17 protein-coding genes are annotated in these 18,725 nt (G+C 55.0%); 3 read left to right on the top strand and 14 right to left on the bottom strand.

All coding sequences use genetic code 11. The features are described from left to right. The first annotated feature begins 83 nt into the window (after positions 1-83). Together KHA84_RS11770 and KHA84_RS11765 are read left to right on the top strand one after the other, a co-directional pair. Entirely contained in the window at positions 84-836 is a 753-nt protein-coding gene (locus tag KHA84_RS11770) for a 3-oxoacyl-ACP reductase (RefSeq protein ID WP_213423711.1), read from the top strand. Positions 837-886: 50 nt separating this feature from the next. Continuing rightward, a complete protein-coding gene (locus KHA84_RS11765; RefSeq protein ID WP_213423710.1) occupies positions 887-2,200 on the top strand; it encodes an LLM class flavin-dependent oxidoreductase in 1,314 nt (437 codons plus the stop codon). An 84-nt stretch (positions 2,201-2,284) separates the two neighbouring features. Here the strand turns inward: KHA84_RS11765 and KHA84_RS11760 are convergent, their stop codons facing one another. The 5 genes from KHA84_RS11760 to KHA84_RS11745 all read right to left on the bottom strand — a co-directional run bounded on the left by KHA84_RS11760 (position 2,285) and on the right by KHA84_RS11745 (position 6,962). Further along, complete coding sequence (locus tag KHA84_RS11760; protein WP_213423709.1) at positions 2,285-2,635, bottom strand: glyoxalase superfamily protein; 351 nt, start codon at positions 2,633-2,635, stop codon at positions 2,285-2,287. 79 nt (positions 2,636-2,714) lie between these two features. Further along, entirely contained in the window at positions 2,715-4,082 is a 1,368-nt protein-coding gene (gene rlmD / locus KHA84_RS11755; protein WP_213423708.1) for a 23S rRNA (uracil(1939)-C(5))-methyltransferase RlmD, read from the bottom strand. Between the two features lie 346 nt (positions 4,083-4,428). Next, a complete protein-coding gene (gene cydS / locus KHA84_RS15530) occupies positions 4,429-4,551 on the bottom strand; it encodes a cytochrome bd oxidase small subunit CydS family protein (RefSeq protein ID WP_008300041.1) in 123 nt (40 codons plus the stop codon). A gap of 21 nt (positions 4,552-4,572) precedes the next feature. Further along, positions 4,573-5,601, bottom strand: coding sequence for a cytochrome d ubiquinol oxidase subunit II (locus KHA84_RS11750; protein ID WP_213423707.1), 1,029 nt, complete (start codon positions 5,599-5,601; stop codon positions 4,573-4,575). Next, positions 5,598-6,962: a cytochrome ubiquinol oxidase subunit I gene (locus KHA84_RS11745; protein WP_213423706.1), complete on the bottom strand. Its 1,365-nt coding sequence runs from the start codon at positions 6,960-6,962 to the stop codon at positions 5,598-5,600. Before KHA84_RS11745 ends, KHA84_RS11750 begins: the two co-directional genes overlap by 4 nt. Positions 6,963-7,304: 342 nt before the next feature. Between KHA84_RS11745 and KHA84_RS11740 the strand changes: the two genes are divergently transcribed. Next, positions 7,305-7,739, top strand: a complete 435-nt coding sequence (locus KHA84_RS11740; protein WP_213423705.1) for an NUDIX hydrolase — start codon at positions 7,305-7,307, stop codon at positions 7,737-7,739. A gap of 226 nt (positions 7,740-7,965) precedes the next feature. Here KHA84_RS11740 and KHA84_RS11735 read toward each other — a convergent pair whose 3' ends face one another. From KHA84_RS11735 to ligA, 9 genes are all read right to left on the bottom strand, one after another. Continuing rightward, on the bottom strand, positions 7,966-8,934 hold the full coding sequence (locus tag KHA84_RS11735; protein ID WP_213423704.1) for a nuclease-related domain-containing protein: 969 nt from the start codon (positions 8,932-8,934) through the stop codon (positions 7,966-7,968). A gap of 410 nt (positions 8,935-9,344) precedes the next feature. Continuing rightward, positions 9,345-10,259 (bottom strand): diacylglycerol kinase, encoded by a 915-nt coding sequence (locus tag KHA84_RS11730; RefSeq protein WP_213423703.1) that lies wholly within the window; start codon positions 10,257-10,259, stop codon positions 9,345-9,347. A 148-nt stretch (positions 10,260-10,407) separates the two neighbouring features. Beyond that, on the bottom strand, positions 10,408-10,977 hold the full coding sequence (locus tag KHA84_RS11725; RefSeq protein ID WP_213423813.1) for a thioredoxin family protein: 570 nt from the start codon (positions 10,975-10,977) through the stop codon (positions 10,408-10,410). A 136-nt stretch (positions 10,978-11,113) separates the two neighbouring features. Next, a complete protein-coding gene (locus KHA84_RS11720; RefSeq protein WP_213423702.1) occupies positions 11,114-11,779 on the bottom strand; it encodes a superoxide dismutase family protein in 666 nt (221 codons plus the stop codon). A 325-nt stretch (positions 11,780-12,104) separates the two neighbouring features. Then, positions 12,105-13,535, bottom strand: a complete 1,431-nt coding sequence (gene gatB / locus KHA84_RS11715) for an Asp-tRNA(Asn)/Glu-tRNA(Gln) amidotransferase subunit GatB (protein ID WP_213423701.1) — start codon at positions 13,533-13,535, stop codon at positions 12,105-12,107. Next, the gene (gatA, locus tag KHA84_RS11710; RefSeq protein WP_213423700.1) at positions 13,532-15,001 is read right to left on the bottom strand and encodes an Asp-tRNA(Asn)/Glu-tRNA(Gln) amidotransferase subunit GatA; all 1,470 of its coding nucleotides are present in this window, start codon (positions 14,999-15,001) and stop codon (positions 13,532-13,534) included. Before gatA ends, gatB begins: the two co-directional genes overlap by 4 nt. Before the next feature lie 24 nt (positions 15,002-15,025). Then, the gene (gene gatC / locus KHA84_RS11705; RefSeq protein ID WP_213423699.1) at positions 15,026-15,316 is read right to left on the bottom strand and encodes an Asp-tRNA(Asn)/Glu-tRNA(Gln) amidotransferase subunit GatC; all 291 of its coding nucleotides are present in this window, start codon (positions 15,314-15,316) and stop codon (positions 15,026-15,028) included. Positions 15,317-15,384: 68 nt separating this feature from the next. Then, complete coding sequence (locus tag KHA84_RS11700) at positions 15,385-16,476, bottom strand: CamS family sex pheromone protein (protein ID WP_213423698.1); 1,092 nt, start codon at positions 16,474-16,476, stop codon at positions 15,385-15,387. A gap of 19 nt (positions 16,477-16,495) precedes the next feature. Beyond that, positions 16,496-18,499 (bottom strand): NAD-dependent DNA ligase LigA, encoded by a 2,004-nt coding sequence (gene ligA, locus KHA84_RS11695; protein WP_213423697.1) that lies wholly within the window; start codon positions 18,497-18,499, stop codon positions 16,496-16,498. Positions 18,500-18,725: the final 226 nt, after the last annotated feature.

Genomic DNA, 18,725 nt, shown 5'->3' with positions numbered 1-18,725 from the left:
TCCTATGGAAGGTTGCGTTTTTTACTTTTCAATCGCTATTTATTTTTTTGTTTCTCACTATCAAAAACATGGGGGTTGTTATGATGACAAGGGTTGTATTGGTGACGGGCGGCAGCCGGGGTTTGGGAGCATCTATTGTGAAGACATTGGCCGGTCAAGGGTTTCAGGTGGTGATCAACTACTATCAAAGCAAGGATGCTGCGGAAAAGCTGGTTTCGGAAATCGGCAAAGAGAATGCGATTGCGATCCAGGCGGATGTAACCAATCGTGAGGAAGTCGATCACATGATCGAACAGGCGACAGCCTACTTTGGCCCGATTCATGTGGTGGTCAATAATGCATTGGTCGATTTTAAGTTCGATCCAAACAAGCAGAAACCTTTCACAGAGCTCACATGGGATGACTATCAAAAACAACTGGACGGTACGTTAAAGGCTGCATTTAACATCGCTCAAAGCGTCATGCCTCAATTTATTGAACGGCAAAGCGGAAACATCATAAGCATCGGCACCAATCTCTATCAAAACCCTGTTGTTCCTTATCACGAATACACGACTGCAAAAGCCGGACTGATCGGTTTTACACGCAATCTCGCTTCCGAATTGGGGCAATACGGGATCAGGGCGAATGTCGTTTCAGGCGGATTACTGAAAACGACAAATGCCAGTGCTGTGACCACACCGGAGGTATTTGATTTAATTGCCCAGTCGACCCCATTGAAGAAAGTGACCACTCCCCAAGATGTAGCGAATATGGTCGCTTTTCTCTGCTCGGAAAGTGCTGATGGGATTACGGGTCAGAATATCACGGTGGACGGCGGGCTGACCATGAACTGATTCCCGCGCTCAAATGAAAAACAATGGTTCTGATGATGAGGTGTAAAACAATGAAATCGACTCAAGATCAACAGCTGAACATCGGGGTTTTGCTTTATGGCTGCGGGCACCATCAGGCCGCTTGGTTAATGCCGGACTCAAGCATCGAGCGCATCGGAGACATTTCCTATTACCAGTCATTGGCGCAGCTGGCCGAAAGGGGTTACTTCGATGCGGTGTTCTTTGCGGACAATCAGTCGTTTCCCGGCAAACATTCCACTGACATGCCTGCCTTTTGGTTTGATCCGGTCGTCAATTTGACGGCCATTTCTCAAGTGACGGAACATGTGGGATTGGTTTCGACGATTTCAAGTACGTTTTCCAATCCTTTTACCGCTTCCCGCCAGCTGTTAAGCCTGGACCACATTACGAATGGGCGTGTCGGCTGGAATCTGGTTACGTCCATGACCGATTTGGAAGCACTGAATCACGGGATGGAGAAACTGCCTTCACATGACAAACGTTACGAGAAAGCGGATGAGTTTGCTGATTTAATGAATAAGCTGTTTGTTTCATGGGACGGCAATGACTTCGTCCATCAGCGGGAAACAGGGGAACTGATCGATCCTTCCGGCATCCGGCCAATCAGCCACGAGGGCACCTATTTTAAGGTGCATGGGCCGTCCACTACACCAAAAAGCCCACAGGGTAAACCGGTACTGATGCAAGCGGGGGCATCCAAACCAGGCATCGCATTGGCGGCCAAATACGCCGATGCCGTTTATTCGGTGTCCTGGAACCTCAAGCAAGCCAAAAGGTTCCGCGGAAAATTAGATGAACAAGTTCACCGGCAAGATGCCAATCAAAGACACATCAAAGTGTTTCCGGGGCTGGTTACCTATGTGGGGCACACACGCGAAGAGGCGTTGGCCAAAAAAGCAGCCTTAGATGAGCAATTGCCGCTTGAAACGGCTTTAAAGCAGTTAAGCTACTTTATCCGGCAAGACTGTTCGGGCTGGGAGATCGATCAGCCCGTGCCTCCCCTTCCCCCGGTTGAGGAATTTACCGGCCCGGTCGGCCGTTACGAAACGATCCTGGAGATTATAAACGATACACAGCCTACAGTAAGGGAGCTGTTGGGATACCTGAGTGCAGGAGGCGGGCATCTCACCCTGATCGGCACGCCCGACGAAATTGCAGATCAGATGGAGCTGTGGTTTAAAGCAGGCGTGGCTGATGGATTCAACCTCATGCCCCCTACGTTACCCGGAAGCTTAGAGGACTTTGTGGAATTGATTGTCCCTGAACTGCAAAAGAGAGGTCTGTTCAGAACGAACTATGAAGGTCAGACCTTACGTGAGCATTTTGGGTTGCCGCTTAAGTAGCTCCTCCCAACTCGACAAAAATACCGGGCAACCAAGTGACTTCAGATCACTCGGATGCCCGGTGCTAATTTTAGTTCTCGTTGTTCATGACGCAGATAAGCGAGTACATATGCGCAATTGATTTCCATCAGGATCCACAACTGTCATCATGCGAAGTCCTTCCAGATCTTCGTTTGGAGGTTCCGCTAGATTTTTTAATTCGTCGTACCATCTATCAACATCGGGAACAAAAAAGTGAATTAGCCCGCCAGCTTCACAGTCACCAGCATGTTCGGTCAAATAAATGGCCATCCCCTCCTTAGAAATCTGAACAAAGGCAGGGAAATCAGGTTCAAATCGATGCTCCCAATCGACTTGAAACCCCATTCCTTCCACGTAAAACGCCTTACTTCTTTGATAGTCAGCAATGCGGAATGCAGGAATTACATTTTGCATCTGGACATCCTCCATCTAATTCCTTTATTTTTAGCAGCCGATAAGATGAGTTAGACTGAGAAACGGCTTAATTGATTAGTTACCTATCGAGTTCCAGCCAAGTAACAGCTTCCACGTGACTCGACTGCGGGAACATGTCCACCGGCTGGACTTCCTTCGTTTTGTAGCCGCCGTCCTCTAAGATGCGGAGGTCGCGGGCGAGTGTGGCCGGGTTGCAGCTGACGTACACGAGGCGCTTCGGACGGTACTCGAGGATGGTCCGGAGAAGGTGCTCGTCGCAGCCTTTTCTAGGCGGGTCGACGACGAGGACGTCGAATCGTTTGCCTTCCTTGTACCAGCTCGGGATGACGGCTTCTGCCGCTCCGGCTTCGAAACGAGTGTTCGTAAAGCCGTTCAGCTCGGCATTGCGCTTGGCGTCTTCGATTGCTTGAGGGACAATTTCGACACCGTACACTTCTTTCGCCTGCTTCGCGAGGAATAGTGAGATGGTGCCGATGCCGCAGTAGGCGTCGATGACGGTTTCGTTTCCGCTGAGGTTGGCGTAGTCGAGAGCCTGTGAGTACAGGACTTCCGTCTGGTCGGGGTTGATCTGGTAGAACGAGCGGGCGGAGATTTCGAATGTCACACCGCCAATTTTGTCGGTGATGACGGGCGGTCCGTAGAGCGTGATGGTCTCGTCCCCCATGATGACGTTCGTTTTCCGGTCATTGACGTTCTGGACGATCGATGTGACGTCCGGCAACACGCCGCGGATCAGGTCGACAACTTCGTCTTTTTTCTTGAATTTGCGATTCCGGGTAACGAGGACGACCATCGTCTCACCGGTCGCCTTCCCTTTCCGGATGACCACGTGGCGCAGGAAGCCCTTGTCCTTTTGTTCGTCATACGCCTTGATCCCGAGCTCGTGCAAGCTGTGCTTGATCGTGCGCATGACGACGTCGGCCTCGGTCGACTGGATCAGGCACGTCTCGGTGTCCATGATCGTGTGGGTGCCTCGGCGGAAAAATCCTGCGACAACTTTTCCGTCCCGCTCCGCGAACGGGATCTGGGACTTGTTCCGATAGCGCCACGGGTGCTCCATGCCCTTAACCGGATGAACCGGGACATCAGGCAGCTTCGCGATCCGGTCCATGACGTCCCGGACCATTTTGCGCTTGCGCTCCAGCTGGCCCTCATAGGACAGGTGCTGGATCTGGCAGCCCCCGCACTCCGGAAATACCGGGCACGGCGGCTCGACGCGGTCTTCGGACGGTTCGATGATGTTGAGGAGCTTGGCGAAGCCATATTTCTTGAGCGTTTTGGTGACCTTGAATTCGACGGTCTCGCCCGGGAGCGCCCCGGGAATGAAAAGCGGATAGCCGTCGATCTTCGCCACGCCTGAGCCGTCATGGGTCAGGTCGGTGATCTCGCCGGTGAGCCGGTCGTTCGGTTGGACTGCGTAAGCCATGTATGTTTTCCTCCGATTCAGTGCAGTTGGGTTTATTTTAGCAGAACGGAGCGGGTTTTATTAGATTCTGCCGGTCCTTAAATAAGTTTAGACACATATTCGAAGCGCTGAGCGAAGATTTGGATGCACTCGGCCTGAGTTTGGACGCACTCATCGCACATTTTGAAGCACTCGCCCCTTTCTAATAAAACTCACAAAGAATCCGGCGATTAGTTGAATGGAGTCACTCGGGAAACTTTTCGAAGCACCCGCAACAAATCCCGAAGCACTCGCCCAAAGCTTCGAAGCACTCCCCTCCTCACCCCAAAAGAAAGCCGCCCCGCAAACCCGGGACGGCTTCCTTCCTTCACTTCTTCTTTTCCTTCGGTGGCCTTGTCGCCGCTCCGTCCATCGGGGCGACGATGAAGGCGAGGATGATCGCGCCGATCAGCACGATGAATGGTGCGTAGAACATGAGGAATTCATCCATTGGTTTTGCCTCCTTCGCCCTTTAGGCGTGTTCGTCTTTTTTGCGCCCTTTCACGTAGTCCTTGTTGAAGAGGAACAGGCGCAGGAGCAGGTAGAGCGACGGGATGAGCAGCCCGAGCCCGAGGATGAAGGCGATGATCAGAGCGGTCGCCATTGCCGGGTTAGTAAAGCTGTCATGGATCGTCAGGTGCGGATACAGCAGGTACGGGTAGTGGGCGATTCCGTAACCGTAGAAGGCGAGCGCGAACTGGCCGATCAGGAGCCAGACTGCGAGGCCGTAGTTATGCCGTTTCCAGAGCAGGTAAACTGTGCCGATAAAGAGCGCGCCGGACAGTGCGAACATCCACCAGAGGCCGAGCAGCTGATTGTAGTGTTCTGCGTTGTGGCTGCGAAGCTCCCAGACGATGCCGCCTGCCGTGATGATCGTCGGAAGCGACCAGATGAGCGCATATTTCCTAAGCAGTTCCGTCGCATCGCGGTCCCCCGCCTTGTCGGCATACCAGGTGAGGAACACCGCCGAGATGTAGAGGGTCGCAGCTATCGACAGGAAGACGATTGACCAGGTAAGCGGACTCGTGAACAGTGCCCCGTAATCCAGCACCGGCTGGCCGTCGACCATGTCGATAAAACCGCCCTCAGAGATCGTGAGTACGATCGAGAGTGAAGCCGGGAGCAGCAAGCCGGCGAGCCCGTACATGAACGAGTAGCCTTTGTGGCCGCGGGCGCCATACGTTTCAAACGCGTAATACGATCCGCGTATTGCCAGCAGGATCAGAGCGATACTTAAAGGTACAAGCATGGTCGTTCCATAGTAGAACGCCGTTGACGGGAAGAATCCGACCATCCCGACAAAGAAGAACACGAGGAAAACGTTCGTCACTTCCCATACGGGCGACAGGTAGCGCTGGATGACATTCGTCAGGATGCGTTCTTTTCCCGTCAGCAGGCTGTAGGCGTTGAAGAACCCGGCGCCGAAGTCGATGGCGCCGACGATGATGTAGCCGAACAGGAACGTCATGAGGACCGTGATTCCCAGCACTTCAAGGCTCATCGGTGATCACCGCCTTTCCGGTTGCCTTCAATGGCTTCCGCTTCGCGGTCGGCGATCTCGCGCTCAACCGGATTGTTGCGGAACATCCGTCTCAGGACGACGACGCTTCCGACGCCGAGGACGAGATAAAGCGCCGCAAACAGATAAAGCATTGTGTCGACATGGCCGCTTGTTGTGGCGGCTTCCGGCACTTTCATGATGTCGCGGAGAATCCACGGCTGGCGCCCGACTTCCGCGAACCACCATCCGGCTTCAATCGCAATGATGGTTAGCGGTCCGCCCGCGACAATCAGCCAGCGGTACCATCTGGAATGAATGAACTGCCAGCGCAGGTGCCTGCCGAGCCAGTACAGCCCGGAGATGAGGATCATGAACATACCGATCATGACCATCGTGTCGAACAGGTAGTGGATGTAGAGCGGCGGGATTTCATCTTCCGGGAATTCATTCAGCCCGATCACTTCAGCAGTCGGATCCGAGTGCGCGAGAATGCTGAGCGCGTATGGAATCTTTATCGCGTATTTGACTTCCTGGCCATCGAGCACGCCGTACAGCATGAGCGGCGCCTCGCCTTCGGTCTCAAAGTGCCATTCAGCGGCGGCCAGTTTTTCAGGCTGGTACTCGGCCAGGTATTTCCCCGAGAAGTCGCCGATGACAGCGGCCCCGATCGAGAAGATCAGTCCGAGTTTCATCGTCAGGAACAGCGCCTTTTTGTGGTATTCGTGATTGGAGCCCTTGAGAAGCCGGAACGCCGCGATGGCTGCAAGGACAAACGCGGAGGTCATGTATGCCGTGATGACGACGTGGGCAACCTTGGTCGGCATCGCCGGGTTGAACATCGCAACGAGCGGCTGGATGTTGACGAGGTTTCCGTCCACGATGTCAAAGCCTTGCGGCGCGTTCATGAAGGCATTCACGATGGTGATGAACACGGCCGAGAACGATGCACCGAGCGCCACCGGAACGAGCAGCAGGAGATGCTTTTTCTGATTATCAAACCGGTCCCAGGTGTAGAGATAGATTCCAAGGAAGATCGCTTCAAAGAAGAACGCAAAAGTTTCCATAAACAGCGGAAGCGCAATGACATGCCCCGCCAGTTCCATGAAGTTCGGCCACAGCAGCGACAACTGCATCCCGATGGCCGTTCCGGTCACGACCCCGACCGCGACCGTGATGACAAATCCTCTTGCCCAGCGGCGGGCGAGGAGAATGTAATGTTCGTCATTTTTCTTGATGCCCACCCATTGGGCAATCATGATCATGAGCGGCACACCGACGCCGATCGTCGCGTAGATGATGTGAAAGCTCAAGGTCAGCTCAGTAAGGACTCTTGAAAAAAACACAGCTTCTTCGTTTCCCATTATGTCAGCTCCCTCGTTTGGTACGCATTGATTTGGGGTATGTACACGTAGTCATCCCCCAAAGATCCTGCCGGCAATCGACAGCAGCATAATGGCTGCCACGGCGAATGCAAGCCACATGAGCCAGCGTTCCTGCTTCTTATACACGAGGCATCCCTCTCCTTCTTAAAACAGTATACCCCCGCTAGTAGAGGGATTAACGCTTTAAATAAGGCAGAACTCTGAGCTTGCTATGACAATATTGTTAGGGTCAAGTGACAAACTCGTGACATTTAGAGTTGCGAACTTTCAAAGAATTGGATATACTGAATAAATCACACTATACAGGAGGTGCCGGCCGTTATGATGGTTGAGCTTAGAAAAAAAGTACTGGCTTATATTACTCGCGGAAACGGGCCGGACCAGCAGTTGCTCGTTTACACGATGAAGGATCATCCCGAATCGGGTGTGCAAGTGCCGGGCGGAACGATCGACCGCGGCGAACTCTTGATGGATGCACTTTATCGCGAGATTGAAGAAGAGACAGGCATTCAGAAGGATGACCTGGTCCTGATTGGCAAGCTCGCGAAAAACACGTACTTCCCCCGTCACCGTGACAGGAAGTACGAACGCACAATCTTCCAGCTGGAATACCGGGGAGACGGCCCTGACCAATGGGAACACACCGTCACCGGAGATGGCAAAGACCAGGGGCTCAAACTCCAAATCCGCTGGATGCCCGTCTGCGACATCCACGGACTCGCGGAAAAACAGGATATGGCGATTGACGCGCTTTAATGAAACGAAAAGATCCGGCCGTGTGCCGGATCTTTTTTTGTATGGGCGAGGGGCTCGGGACGAGAGTGAGGGCGAATCGTCACTCTCAAGGGACGATTCATCATTCTCAGGACCGGAACCGTCATTCTCAGAGGCTGAATCGTCACTCTCAGGACCGGAATCGTCATTCTCAGAGGCTGAATCATCATTCTCAGACCCGGATTCATCATTCTCGCCAAGCCAATCATCATTTCCACTTTTTTATCCGCTTCAGTCGTCCTTTATAATCCCATATGTATCGTGTCGCCTTTCCCTGGCCGACCTTCTGTAACGGGTATTTGCTAAGCAGGTTAGCGGCAGCTGTCTGTGAAATCCCAAAGAGTTCTCTTACTTGCTCATTCGTGATTGAAGAGCTTCTCAGCAGGAACCATCTTTCCAAAGTCCGTGTATACGGATCTGTTGTTTCCCAATTACATTGGCATCTCCAGCGCCGCTCTGAGACTCTCTCCAACCTCCGCCAGCACTTTTCACATACGGGCGTCCAAAGAAGATCCATGACTGCTATTCCAATGATCTCGAGCAAAGGAAAAGGGAAATAAGGTTCATTGCGAGTCCTGATATATTCAGCAAGCGCTACAATCTCCTGCCGTGTTCTGCCCCCATCCCCATAATAATCCCCGGAAATATGATTCCTTATTTGACGGATTCTAAATAACTTTCCGCTAGCTGGAGGCTTTTCAAGCATCGCACTTCCGGTCATGATCACTGCTCCGTCAACTGCACACGCAATTTTGTGATCATCAAACCATTTGCGCAGATTGGCCATCTCTTCCTGCAGTTGAAGCATTGGACATTCATAGCTGGCTATAAGCCTGCCTTCAGAATCCAACTTGTCCAAACGGGAAGGGCCGGATTCAAACCTGAGCCGATCCGCCATGTTCTTGGCTTCATAAATAATCGCGTGGAAAGGCGTGAGCACAAGCACGTCAATCTGCAGATAATGCCCCGGAGCAAGCCTCAGATTAACATCCCATAATATCTCGGCCGGCAACCCCAGATTGAACAAGTATTGCAACACCTTCCGCTCGCCGGCTATCCCTGCCCTCAGCGAATATAACCGTTTCTCGACGGCGCTTTTTGACCGGTGTTGCGGGGCCAACAAATTGAGCACCATATCCAATGCAACCTCATGCAACAGTCGAATCGATTCCCCCAAATCGCTACCTCCGCCTCCTTATTTCTCTCAACATACCATGCATGAAGAAGATAGAGAATAGCGTTGGAATCTCAGCGATTGAGCATATTTTGATTTTGACATCGGAAGTTGTTTCATATTCCAAACTTGACCCTCGAAATAGCGGCAAAATACAAAGATGGCTTTTTATAAAATTAATTTCGACTCGTCACTCTCAAGGGGCGAATCATCACACTCAGGGAGCGAATCGTCATTCCCGGGAGCCTGAATCATCATTCTCGAGGCGACCGTCACTCTCAGGGCCGGAATCATCACTCTCAAATGCTGAATCGTCACACTCAGCCCCCGAATCATCACACTCCGCCCCCAAATCGTCACTCTCACAGCCCCATCCAAAAGCAAAAACCCCCGCCGAAGCGGAGGCTCATCAATCACACTCGATCCTGTTCCTTGATCTGGTCGATCGGAACAAACATTTCAATGTGGCGGTGGAGGTTTTCGAACTTGGCCGGCAGCAGGCCGCCAAATTCGCCGTCGAGGTTCAGCTGCACCTTTTCATCGGAGGTGACTTGGATTTTCGACGGTTTCGCATGGATGACGAGCGGGTCGCTCAGGTGCTCGCCGCGGAGCGCCAGGCTGACGACGCGGATGAATTCATACAGATTGCACTTTTTCAGGATGAACATGCTGAATTTCCCGTCGTTGATGCTTGCGTCGGGGGACAGTTTTTCGAATCCGCCGACCGAGTTGGTGAGGCCGACGAGGAACAGCATCGCCTCGTCATCAAACACTTCGCCGTCATACTCGATTCGGACGCGCGACGCCCGAATGGAAGGGAGCATCTCGATGCCCTTCAGGTAATAGGCGAGCTGTCCGAGGACGGTCTTCAGCTTGCTCGGCACCTCGTAGGTGAGCTCGGTGATCTTGCCGCCGCCGGCAATGTTGATGAATTGGCGGTCGTTCACGATCCCGACATCCACCGGAATCGTATCGCCTGCGAGAATGATGTCCACTGCTGCATCGATATCGCGCGGGATGTGTACGGCGCGGGCAAAGTCGTTGGTCGTGCCCATCGGAATCAGCCCGATTTTCGGGCGTTTTTCATAACCGCTCACCCCGGCGACCACTTCGTTCAGGGTTCCGTCGCCTCCGACGGCGATGATGATATCAAATCCGCGCTCGACAGCAGTCTTGGCGGCCTCTGTGGCGTCACCTTCGCAAGTCGTTGCGTGGCAGGACGTCTCATAGCCGGCCTCCTCCAGCCGGACAAGCACTTCCGGAAGGTGTTTCCGGAAGATTTCGCGGCCGGATGTCGGATTATAAATAATGCGTGCACGTTTCGTCATGGTTGTCCTCTCGCTTCTTGAGTACTTATATAGGATATGACGGCGGGTCCCGTCAGATGTTGCGGTATCCACCAAAAAGAAGCCGGCTGCAGCCGACTCCCCTTTCCTTCATCATATGCCTGTCCGGCCGGACGTGCAAGCCGGACGTTCAGTCTTGTTTCTGGAGTGCCGTCATGAACGTGCGGCGGATATCTTCATACACCCAAAGCCAGTAGTCCGCGTTGGTCGTATATTCGCCGTAAAGTTTTTTGAACAGCTCCTTCTGCTTTTCTTCAAAGTCCGGGGCGTCCTTTGGCGGAAGCGCCTCGCGCTGCTCCATGACGTAGTCCTGCACTTGCGGCGCGCGCGGTCCCCACTTGGCGAGCACATCTCCGTCCTGATCCAGAAGCAGGTAAACCGGAATCGAGCGGCCGCCGTTCGTCAGCCAGCGGTCAATCAGTTCGGTGTCCGCGTCGCGATAGGCGATGCGCGCCTCGACGCCGGCCGCCTCGACGATGTGCCGGAGAATCGGATTGTTCATCATCGCATCCCCGCACCAGTCCTCGGTAATGACGAGGATATGCGGCTGCTTTTCCTTGAGAAGCGTGAGAAACTCATCGTCCTGCGGCAGTTTAAAGCCTTCGTACACTTTCTGGCTGTTTTCCTTATGGGTCGTCATGCCCTCCATGTAGTCGGCGAGCGCAATTCCCTCTTGGTAATACTGCTCTTCTGTTTTGATTGGTATCCCCTCCTATCCAAATTGTACGGAAATGAAAACGGTTAGGCAAATGGAAGAAGTGCGGTGCCCCATCGCGCAATACTTTGCCGAAAACCGAAAAACTGCAGACCGGATGGGCTGCAGTTCAACAGTTGCCTTATTTCTCGATGACACCGCACGCAATGCGCGGACCCGCGTCTCCCGCAGGCTGTGACTCGTAGTCGTCTTCGCCGCCATGGATTACGAGGGACGTGCCTTCAGCGGTGAACAGGGTGTTGTCCGCATTTTCGTCCAACGTTACCTGGTCGGTATCAAATTCAACATGGGCTGTGCCGTCTTCACCGACTTCGATGTTGTCAAAGTCTCCCGCATGCGGCCCATTCTCGCTGTTCTTGCCGTGGTCCTTGTCTTCCGGATTGTAATGCCCGCCGGCCGACTCAAAGTCCGGTGCTTCGCAGGCGCCTTTTTCATGGATGTGGAATGCATGTGGGCCTTCCGGCAGATTGCTTACCTTCATATCCACATGCACGCCGCCGTCTTCATTTGCCGTCAGGACCGCGGTTCCGACTTCAGCCCCCTCTACATCATTAAGTTTCACGGTGACTTCCTGGCCTTCCTGATCCGTGCCTTCTTCCGTGTCTGTATCCTGATCGGTGCCGGTACCTTCAGCGTCCTCGCCCGCGTCAGTGGCTTCTTCAGCAGCCTTGTCTTCCGTTGCACCCGTATCCCCGTTTTCCGCTTCCTGATCCGCATTCTGGTTTCCGCAACCCGCGAGAATGGCCATCAGAAATCCGATTGCCGCAAGCAACTTCCATCGGTTCATCTCCACATTTCTCCCCTCTAATGATCTCACTTTACTATTCACTTCCGGGGCAAAGATAAACTGAGCATTCCCTCTCCTTTTCATTGTGCAGATTCAGGATGTTGGGTGGATTGACGGCCGGAATTTCACTTGTCTGGGCCCGGGTCACCTATGAGGAAGGACCGTTCCGGAAAAGGTTGCGCAGTTGAGATTACACGTTCGCTCCCCGGGTTTACACGTTCAGTCGCCGAGTTTACACGTTCCCTTCGCGAGCTTACACATTCGCCCTGCCCCGCGCATCCGTACGCAAACAGAAAAAGACCGCCCCGGAGGACGGTCTGCGGAATCAGCGTTTGCGGATTTCCTGGTTGATGAGTTTGTTGACGAGCGGCGGGTTCGCCTGGCCTTTCGTCGCTTTCATGACCTGGCCGACGAGGAAACCGACGGCGCGGTCTTTCCCTTCCTTGAAGTCGTCGATCGACTGCTGGTTGTTGTCCAGCACTTCAGTGACGACTTTCAGGAGTTCGCCTTCGTCGGAGATTTGGACGAGGCCCTTCTCCTTGACGATCTTTTCCGGATCGCCGCCGTTGTCAGCGAGTTCCTGGAACACTTTCTTCGCGATCTTCGAGGAGATCGTGCCTTCCTCGATCAGTTTGATCATGCCTGCGAGATTGTTCGGCGTGAGACCGGTGTCGGAAAGCTCTTTCTGGTTTGTGTTCATATAGGCGGACACTTCACCCATGAGCCAGTTCGACGCAAGCTTCGGATCCGCTCCGGCCCGGACCGTCGCGTCGAAGAAGTCCGACATGTCTTTTGTGAGCGTCAGGACCATTGCATCGTAAGACGGGAGGCCGAGTTCGTTCACATAGCGCTCTTTCCGGGCATCCGGAAGTTCCGGGATTTCCGCGCGGACACGCTCCATCCATTCGTCGTCGATGGACAGGTCAGTGAGATCCGGTTCCGGGAAGTAGCGGTAGTCGTCGGAGCCTTCCTTGATGCGCATGAGGATCGTCTTGCCGGTCGATTCATCGAAGCGGCGTGTTTCTTGCTCGATGATGCCTCCCGAAAGCAGCACTTCCGCCTGGCGCTTTTGTTCGTGCTCGAGTCCCCTGCGGACGAAGTTGAAGGAGTTCAGGTTCTTCAGCTCGGCTTTCGTGCCGAACTCTTCCTGTCCGTACGGGCGCAGCGAGATGTTGGCATCGCAGCGGAGCGAGCCTTCTTCCATCTTCACGTCGGAAACGCCCGTGTACTGGATGATCGACTTGAGCTTTTCAAGATACGCGTAAGCCTCTTCCGGCGTGCGGATGTCCGGCTCGGAAACGATCTCGATCAGCGGCGTGCCCTGACGGTTGTAGTCGACTAGTGAATAGCCTTTGTCGGTGTGGTTCAGCTTGCCCGCATCTTCCTCAAGGTGGAGGCGCGTGATGCCGATGCGCTTTTTCTTGCCTTCGACTTCGATCTCGATCCAGCCGTGCTCGCCGATCGGCTTATCGAACTGGGAGATCTGGTAGGCTTTCGGGTTGTCCGGATAAAAGTAGTTTTTCCGGTCAAACTTCGTCTCCTGGTTAATCTGGCAGTTAAGGGCCATCGCGGCCTTCATGCCAAATTCGACAGCGCGCTTGTTGATCACCGGAAGGACGCCCGGGTAGCCGAGGTCGATTACGTGCGTATTCATATTCGGTCCCGCGCCGAAATGGTTCGGGGCAGGAGAGAAAATTTTCGAGTCGGTTTTCAGTTCAACGTGGACTTCAAGTCCGATGACGGTTTCAAAGTTCATTTTTCCAGTCCCTCCCGAATTTCCGGCATCTTCTTGTGGAAGTCGGTCGCCTGCTCGAATGCGTGGGCGACACGGTAGACGGTTGATTCGTCAAAGTGGCGGCCGATGATCTGGAGGCCGAGCGGCAGGCCATTGTCGAATCCGCAAGGAACCGAGATCGCGGGCACGCCGGCAAGGTTGACCGGAATCGTCAGGATGTCGTTTGCGTACATCGTGAGCGGGTCGTCGATCTGTTCGCCGATCCTGAACGCAGCTGTCGGCGAAGTCGGGCCGATGACGACATCGTACTTCTCGAATGCGTTCGTGAAGTCGTCGCGCACGAGCGTGCGGACCTTCTGCGCCTTTTTGTAGTAGGCGTCATAAAAGCCGGAGCTGAGGGCGAATGTGCCGAGCATGATCCGGGTCTTGACTTCGTCGCCGAAGCCTTCGGAGCGTGTCTTCTTGTAGAGTTCTTCCAGGTTCCCGAAGCCTTCCGCGCGATATCCGTAACGGATGCCGTCAAAGCGGGCCAGGTTCGAGGATGCTTCGGAAGAGCTGAGCAGGTAGTACGCAGGAAGCGCGTACTTCGTGTGCGGAAGCGATACTTCCTCCACTTCCGCACCGAGCGATTCGAGCACTTTGATGGCGTCTTTTACCGCATTGCGGGATGCTTCCCCGACGCCCTCCCCGAGGTATTCGGACGCGATGCCGATCTTGAGTCCCTTGATGTCGCCTGTCAGTGCCGATGCAAAGTCAGGCACATCAACGTCAAACGACGTGGCATCGTACGGGTCATGTCCGGAAATCGCGGACAGGAGGAACGCATTGTCCTCGACGGTGCGCGTGATCGGGCCGATCTGGTCTAGCGACGAAGCGAATGCGACAAGGCCGTAGCGCGAGACGCGGCCGTAAGTCGGCTTCATGCCGACGACGCCGCAGTACGCTGCCGGCTGGCGGATCGAGCCGCCCGTGTCGGAGCCGAGCGTGAACGGCACTTCGCCTGCCGCGACCGCAGCTGCGGAACCGCCGGACGAGCCCCCCGGGACATAGTCGAGGTTCCACGGGTTCGCCGTCTTTTTGTAGTACGAGTTCTCGGTCGAGCCGCCCATTGCGAACTCGTCCATGTTCACTTTCCCGACTGTGATGAGGCCGGCGTCGTCCAGCTTTTTCGCGGCCGTCGCGTGGTAGATCGGGTCAAAGCCGCCGAGCATGCGGCTCGCGCATGTCGTCTCGAGGCCTTCGGTCACGATGTTGTCTTTTACGCCGACAGGCAGGCCGTGGAGCGGGCCGCGCTGGTCCGCCGGCGTGTTGTCGAGCTCAGCAGCGCGCGCCTTCGCCTGCTCTTCGTTGAGCGCCAGGAAGGCCTTGACGTCACCGTCGACCTTGCCGATGCGGCGGAACGCCTCGTCCGTCAGTTCGGTGACGGACACTTCCTTGCTATGTAGGAGCTGCTGGAGCTCTTTCGCGGAATGATTGAATAGCGTCATCTTTCTGGTTTCCTCCTCTGTCCGTCAGCCCAGGATGGACGGCACTTTGACCATGCCATCTTCATGCTCGGGTACGTTTTTCAGCATCAGGTCGCGGTCGAGCCCTTTGACCGGCTCGTCTTCCCGGAACACATTGACGAGCGGCACCGGGTGTGTCGTCGGTTCGACACCCGCCGTGTCCACTTCGTTCAGCTGTTCGGCAAACTCGATGATCGTCGCGAGTTTGCCGGTGTAGTATTCCGCTTCTTCTTCGGTGATGGCGAGCCTCGCGAGGTTCGCGACGTGCTTCACCTGATCCTTTGTGATCGCTGCCATTTGTGTCTCCTCCAATCGCGCAAATGTCCTGTGTGTCTGCCTCCGCTATCATATCACGAAAGCCTTCGTCAGTTGTGATAAATATGGGTGTAGGGCTCGGCTTCCCCGCGCTTTTTCACGATGAGCGCTTCCGGTCCCTTTGTGGAAGTGATGCTCACCTCGACCTGGATGTCAGGGAAATGGTCCACAAGCAGCCCGGTCAGGTATTGGGTGAATCCGATAATTTCCGCATTGCCGTAGAATTCGATCGGGACATCGATATCCAACGAGGCAATCTGCCCGTCCTTGTAATAGCCGGTGCCGATCACGTTGACGAAGGATGAAAAGTACTTCTCGACATCCTGCTTAAAGTTCCGGAAGCTGGTGTCGACGTCCCGGTAACGGTCCTTGCTGGAGCGGGTCGGGAACAGAACGTACTCCTCATTGATCGGATCCCAGCCGGACAGCACATCCTTGCCTTTTTCCGCAACTCCGACGGCAAAGTAGTTCCCCGGTACGATTTCGGTCTTCGGGCTCTGCTTGAACAGGCCGACGACAATCGGCACTTCTTTCAAGCCTTCGATGCTCCGCATCCGCTTGACGATTGCCGCGGCTGCTTTTTTGCCGTTTTCCTCGACCTGCTCAGCCGGCAGCTTATCACCGGTGATGGTATTCACCGTATTCAGCGCGACTCCGACCGAGACGCCTTCCAGGCGGATCTTGTCCTCGGATGTACGCTTCAGGTAGTTCTGTTCAAGAATATGGGCGACGTAGCGGGGGGCATCCTGTCCCCCCGGGTTCAGCCCTTCGGGGTTATTCTCTTTATCTTTGCCGCCGAGCCAGGAAAGGATCGTTTCCTGGTCGAGGTGCTGGCCTTCCTGGTAATAGTACTCATCCGTCGGGAAGTGCTGCCGGGACAGGCGCATGAGGCCGCCCTCGACTTCCGCGATATTGTACTGCGAGTTCAGCATGCTGACGACAAGGCCGTACGAGGCACTTTTCTTATAGGGCAGAAGCATCCGGTAGTAGTCTTCCTCAAGCTGATGGGTCGGAATGATAACCCGTGTCTCCTGCGCCTCTTTTTCCTGGTCCGCGGCGTCTTCCGGCTCCTCGCTTTTTGGCAGGCAGCCGGAAAGCAGCAGCGCGGCGATGGCGGCCGCGGTGATTGTCTTGATCTTCAATGGTGCAAATCCCCTTTGGTCACTGGATGGCTTCGATAAGTGCGGCTTCGTCCCATACTTCGATACCGAGCTCTTCCGCCTTCTGGAGCTTCGAGCCGGCGTCTTCTCCCGCCACGACAAGGTCGGTCTTTTTGCTGACGCTCCCGGTCACTTTTGCCCCGAGGGACTCAAGCGCCGCCTTCGCCTCGCTCCGTGAAAACTGTTCGAGCTTACCGGTCAGGACAACGGTCTTGCCCGCGAGCAGCCCGTCTTCCGGGATGTCCTGCTTGCGCGGCCCGTTGTAGACCGTGTTGACGCCGGCTGCCGTGAGCTTATCAAGTACATTCTGGACGTCTTCGTTGTCGAAGTAGTTCACGACGGAGTCCGCCACTTTCTCTCCGATCTCGTGGATCGTGGTCAGCTGTTCTTCCGTCGCTTCTTTTAGTGCGTCGAGCGTGCCGAATTCCTGTGCAAGAATCTGTGCGGCCTTTTGTCCGACATGGCGGATGCCGAGGCCGAACAGCAGCTTCTCGAGCGAGTTTTCCTTTGAACGGGTAATGGCATTCACGAGATTTGATGCGGACTTCTCGCCCATCCGCTCGAGTTTCATCAGCTGGGCTACGGTCAGGCTATATAGATCTGCCGCGTCCTTGATCAGTCCTTCATTGAACAGCTGGGCGACGACTTTTTCGCCGAGGCCTTCGATGTTCATGGCGTTGCGGGAGACAAAATGGATGACCGACTCCTGGAGCTGCGCCGGGCACTGCGGATTCACACAGCGGAGCGCGACTTCATCTTCCAGATGGACCAATTCGCTTCCGCAAGCCGGACATTCCGTCGGCATCTTGTATTCTTCTTCATCGCCTTTGCGCTGATCGGCAAGCGACATGACGATTTCCGGGATGATGTCCCCGGCTTTTCGGACGACGACCCGATCACCGATCCGGATATCCTTTTCACGGATCAGGTCTCCATTGTGGAGGGATGCCCGCGCGACGGTCGTCCCCGCGACACGCACCGGCTCCAGGATCGCCGTCGGGGTGACGGCGCCCGTCCGCCCGACGGTCAGCTCGATATCGAGAAGTTCGGTCACCACTTCTTCCGCCGGGAACTTGTAGGCCGTCGCCCAACGCGGGCTCTTGGCCGTGAAGCCGAGGTCATCCTGGCGGGAAAAACTGTCCACCTTGATGACGATGCCGTCGATCTCATAAGAGAGGTCCTGCCGGCGGTCCTGCCACGACTCGATATAGGCGATGACTTCGTCAATGTCTTTGCAGCGACGGCGTTCCGGGTTTGTCCGGAAACCGAGCCGGTCCAGATAGTCGAGCGCGTCGGAATGGGCATCGAGCCCATAGGCCGCTCCGTCTCCTCCGATACCGTACATAAAGACGGACAAATTGCGCTGTGCGGCGATTTTCGGGTCCAACTGGCGGAGAGAACCGGCTGCCGCGTTGCGTGGATTCGCGAAAATATCCAGTCCTTCTTCTTCACGGTGTTCATTCAGCTTCATGAAGCTTTTCTTCGGCATATACGCTTCCCCGCGCGCTTCGATCGTGACGTCTTCCGTCAGCTTCAGCGGGATGGCGCGGATTGTCCGGAGATTGGAGGTGATGTCCTCGCCGACCGTGCCGTCCCCGCGTGTCGCGCCCTGCTTGAACCGGCCGTTCTCATATTTCAGTGAGATGGCCAGACCGTCGATTTTCAGCTCACATACATAGGTGACCTCCCCCGCGTCCGACCGCACTCGCCGGTCGAATTCGCGGATGTCCTCTTCATTGAAGACGTTGGAGAGACTCAGCATCGGCGTATCATGCACGACTTTGCTGAAGCCCGGAAGCACCTCCCCGCCGACCCGCTGCGTCGGGGAATCCGGCATGATCAGGTCCGGGTGACGTTCTTCCAGATCAATGAGCTCCCTCATCCGGGCGTCATATTCCGAATCCGGCACGAGCGGCTTATCAAGGACGTAATAGGCATGCCCGTATTCATTGAGGAGCTGGTGGAGCTCCTTTACACGCTGTTCAAGTTGAAGTTGATCTTCCATAAAACGGATCCCTCCGGAACGACGATATAAGAAATCGAGATGATGATGAGTTTAGAGCTGACGGGACAGCCATGTGGCAACTCGGGCAGCCATGTGGCAACTCCGGGCGCCATGTGGCAACTCCGGGTGCCATGTGGCAATTCCGGGCGCCATGTGGCAAATCGGGCAGCCATGTGGCAACTCCGGGCGCCATGTGGCAACTCCGGGCGCCATGTGGCAAATCGCG

Source organism: Bhargavaea massiliensis (genome assembly GCF_018390575.1).
GTDB lineage: Bacteria > Bacillota > Bacilli > Bacillales_A > Planococcaceae > Bhargavaea > Bhargavaea massiliensis.
Note: the sequence above shows the minus strand (reverse complement) of the source record. Positions and strands in the feature narration are given on the sequence as shown.

Excerpts from the sequence above, each read along its gene's own strand:
- KHA84_RS11745 (WP_213423706.1), bottom strand. The coding sequence starts at position 6,962 with ATGGGAAACGAAGAAGCTGTGTTTTTTTCAAGAGTCCTTACTGAGCTG.
- KHA84_RS11770 (WP_213423711.1), top strand. The coding sequence starts at position 84 with ATGACAAGGGTTGTATTGGTGACGGGCGGCAGCCGGGGTTTGGGAGCA.
- cydS (WP_008300041.1), bottom strand. The coding sequence starts at position 4,551 with ATGGATGAATTCCTCATGTTCTACGCACCATTCATCGTGCTGATCGGC.
- KHA84_RS11720 (WP_213423702.1), bottom strand. The coding sequence starts at position 11,779 with ATGAACCGATGGAAGTTGCTTGCGGCAATCGGATTTCTGATGGCCATT.
- KHA84_RS11760 (WP_213423709.1), bottom strand. The coding sequence starts at position 2,635 with ATGCAAAATGTAATTCCTGCATTCCGCATTGCTGACTATCAAAGAAGT.
- ligA (WP_213423697.1), bottom strand. The coding sequence starts at position 18,499 with ATGGAAGATCAACTTCAACTTGAACAGCGTGTAAAGGAGCTCCACCAG.
- KHA84_RS11740 (WP_213423705.1), top strand. The coding sequence starts at position 7,305 with ATGATGGTTGAGCTTAGAAAAAAAGTACTGGCTTATATTACTCGCGGA.
- KHA84_RS11750 (WP_213423707.1), bottom strand. The coding sequence starts at position 5,601 with ATGAGCCTTGAAGTGCTGGGAATCACGGTCCTCATGACGTTCCTGTTC.
- gatC (WP_213423699.1), bottom strand. The coding sequence starts at position 15,316 with ATGGCAGCGATCACAAAGGATCAGGTGAAGCACGTCGCGAACCTCGCG.
- gatA (WP_213423700.1), bottom strand. The coding sequence starts at position 15,001 with ATGACGCTATTCAATCATTCCGCGAAAGAGCTCCAGCAGCTCCTACAT.
- gatB (WP_213423701.1), bottom strand. The coding sequence starts at position 13,535 with ATGAACTTTGAAACCGTCATCGGACTTGAAGTCCACGTTGAACTGAAA.
- KHA84_RS11765 (WP_213423710.1), top strand. The coding sequence starts at position 887 with ATGAAATCGACTCAAGATCAACAGCTGAACATCGGGGTTTTGCTTTAT.
- KHA84_RS11730 (WP_213423703.1), bottom strand. The coding sequence starts at position 10,259 with ATGACGAAACGTGCACGCATTATTTATAATCCGACATCCGGCCGCGAA.
- rlmD (WP_213423708.1), bottom strand. The coding sequence starts at position 4,082 with ATGGCTTACGCAGTCCAACCGAACGACCGGCTCACCGGCGAGATCACC.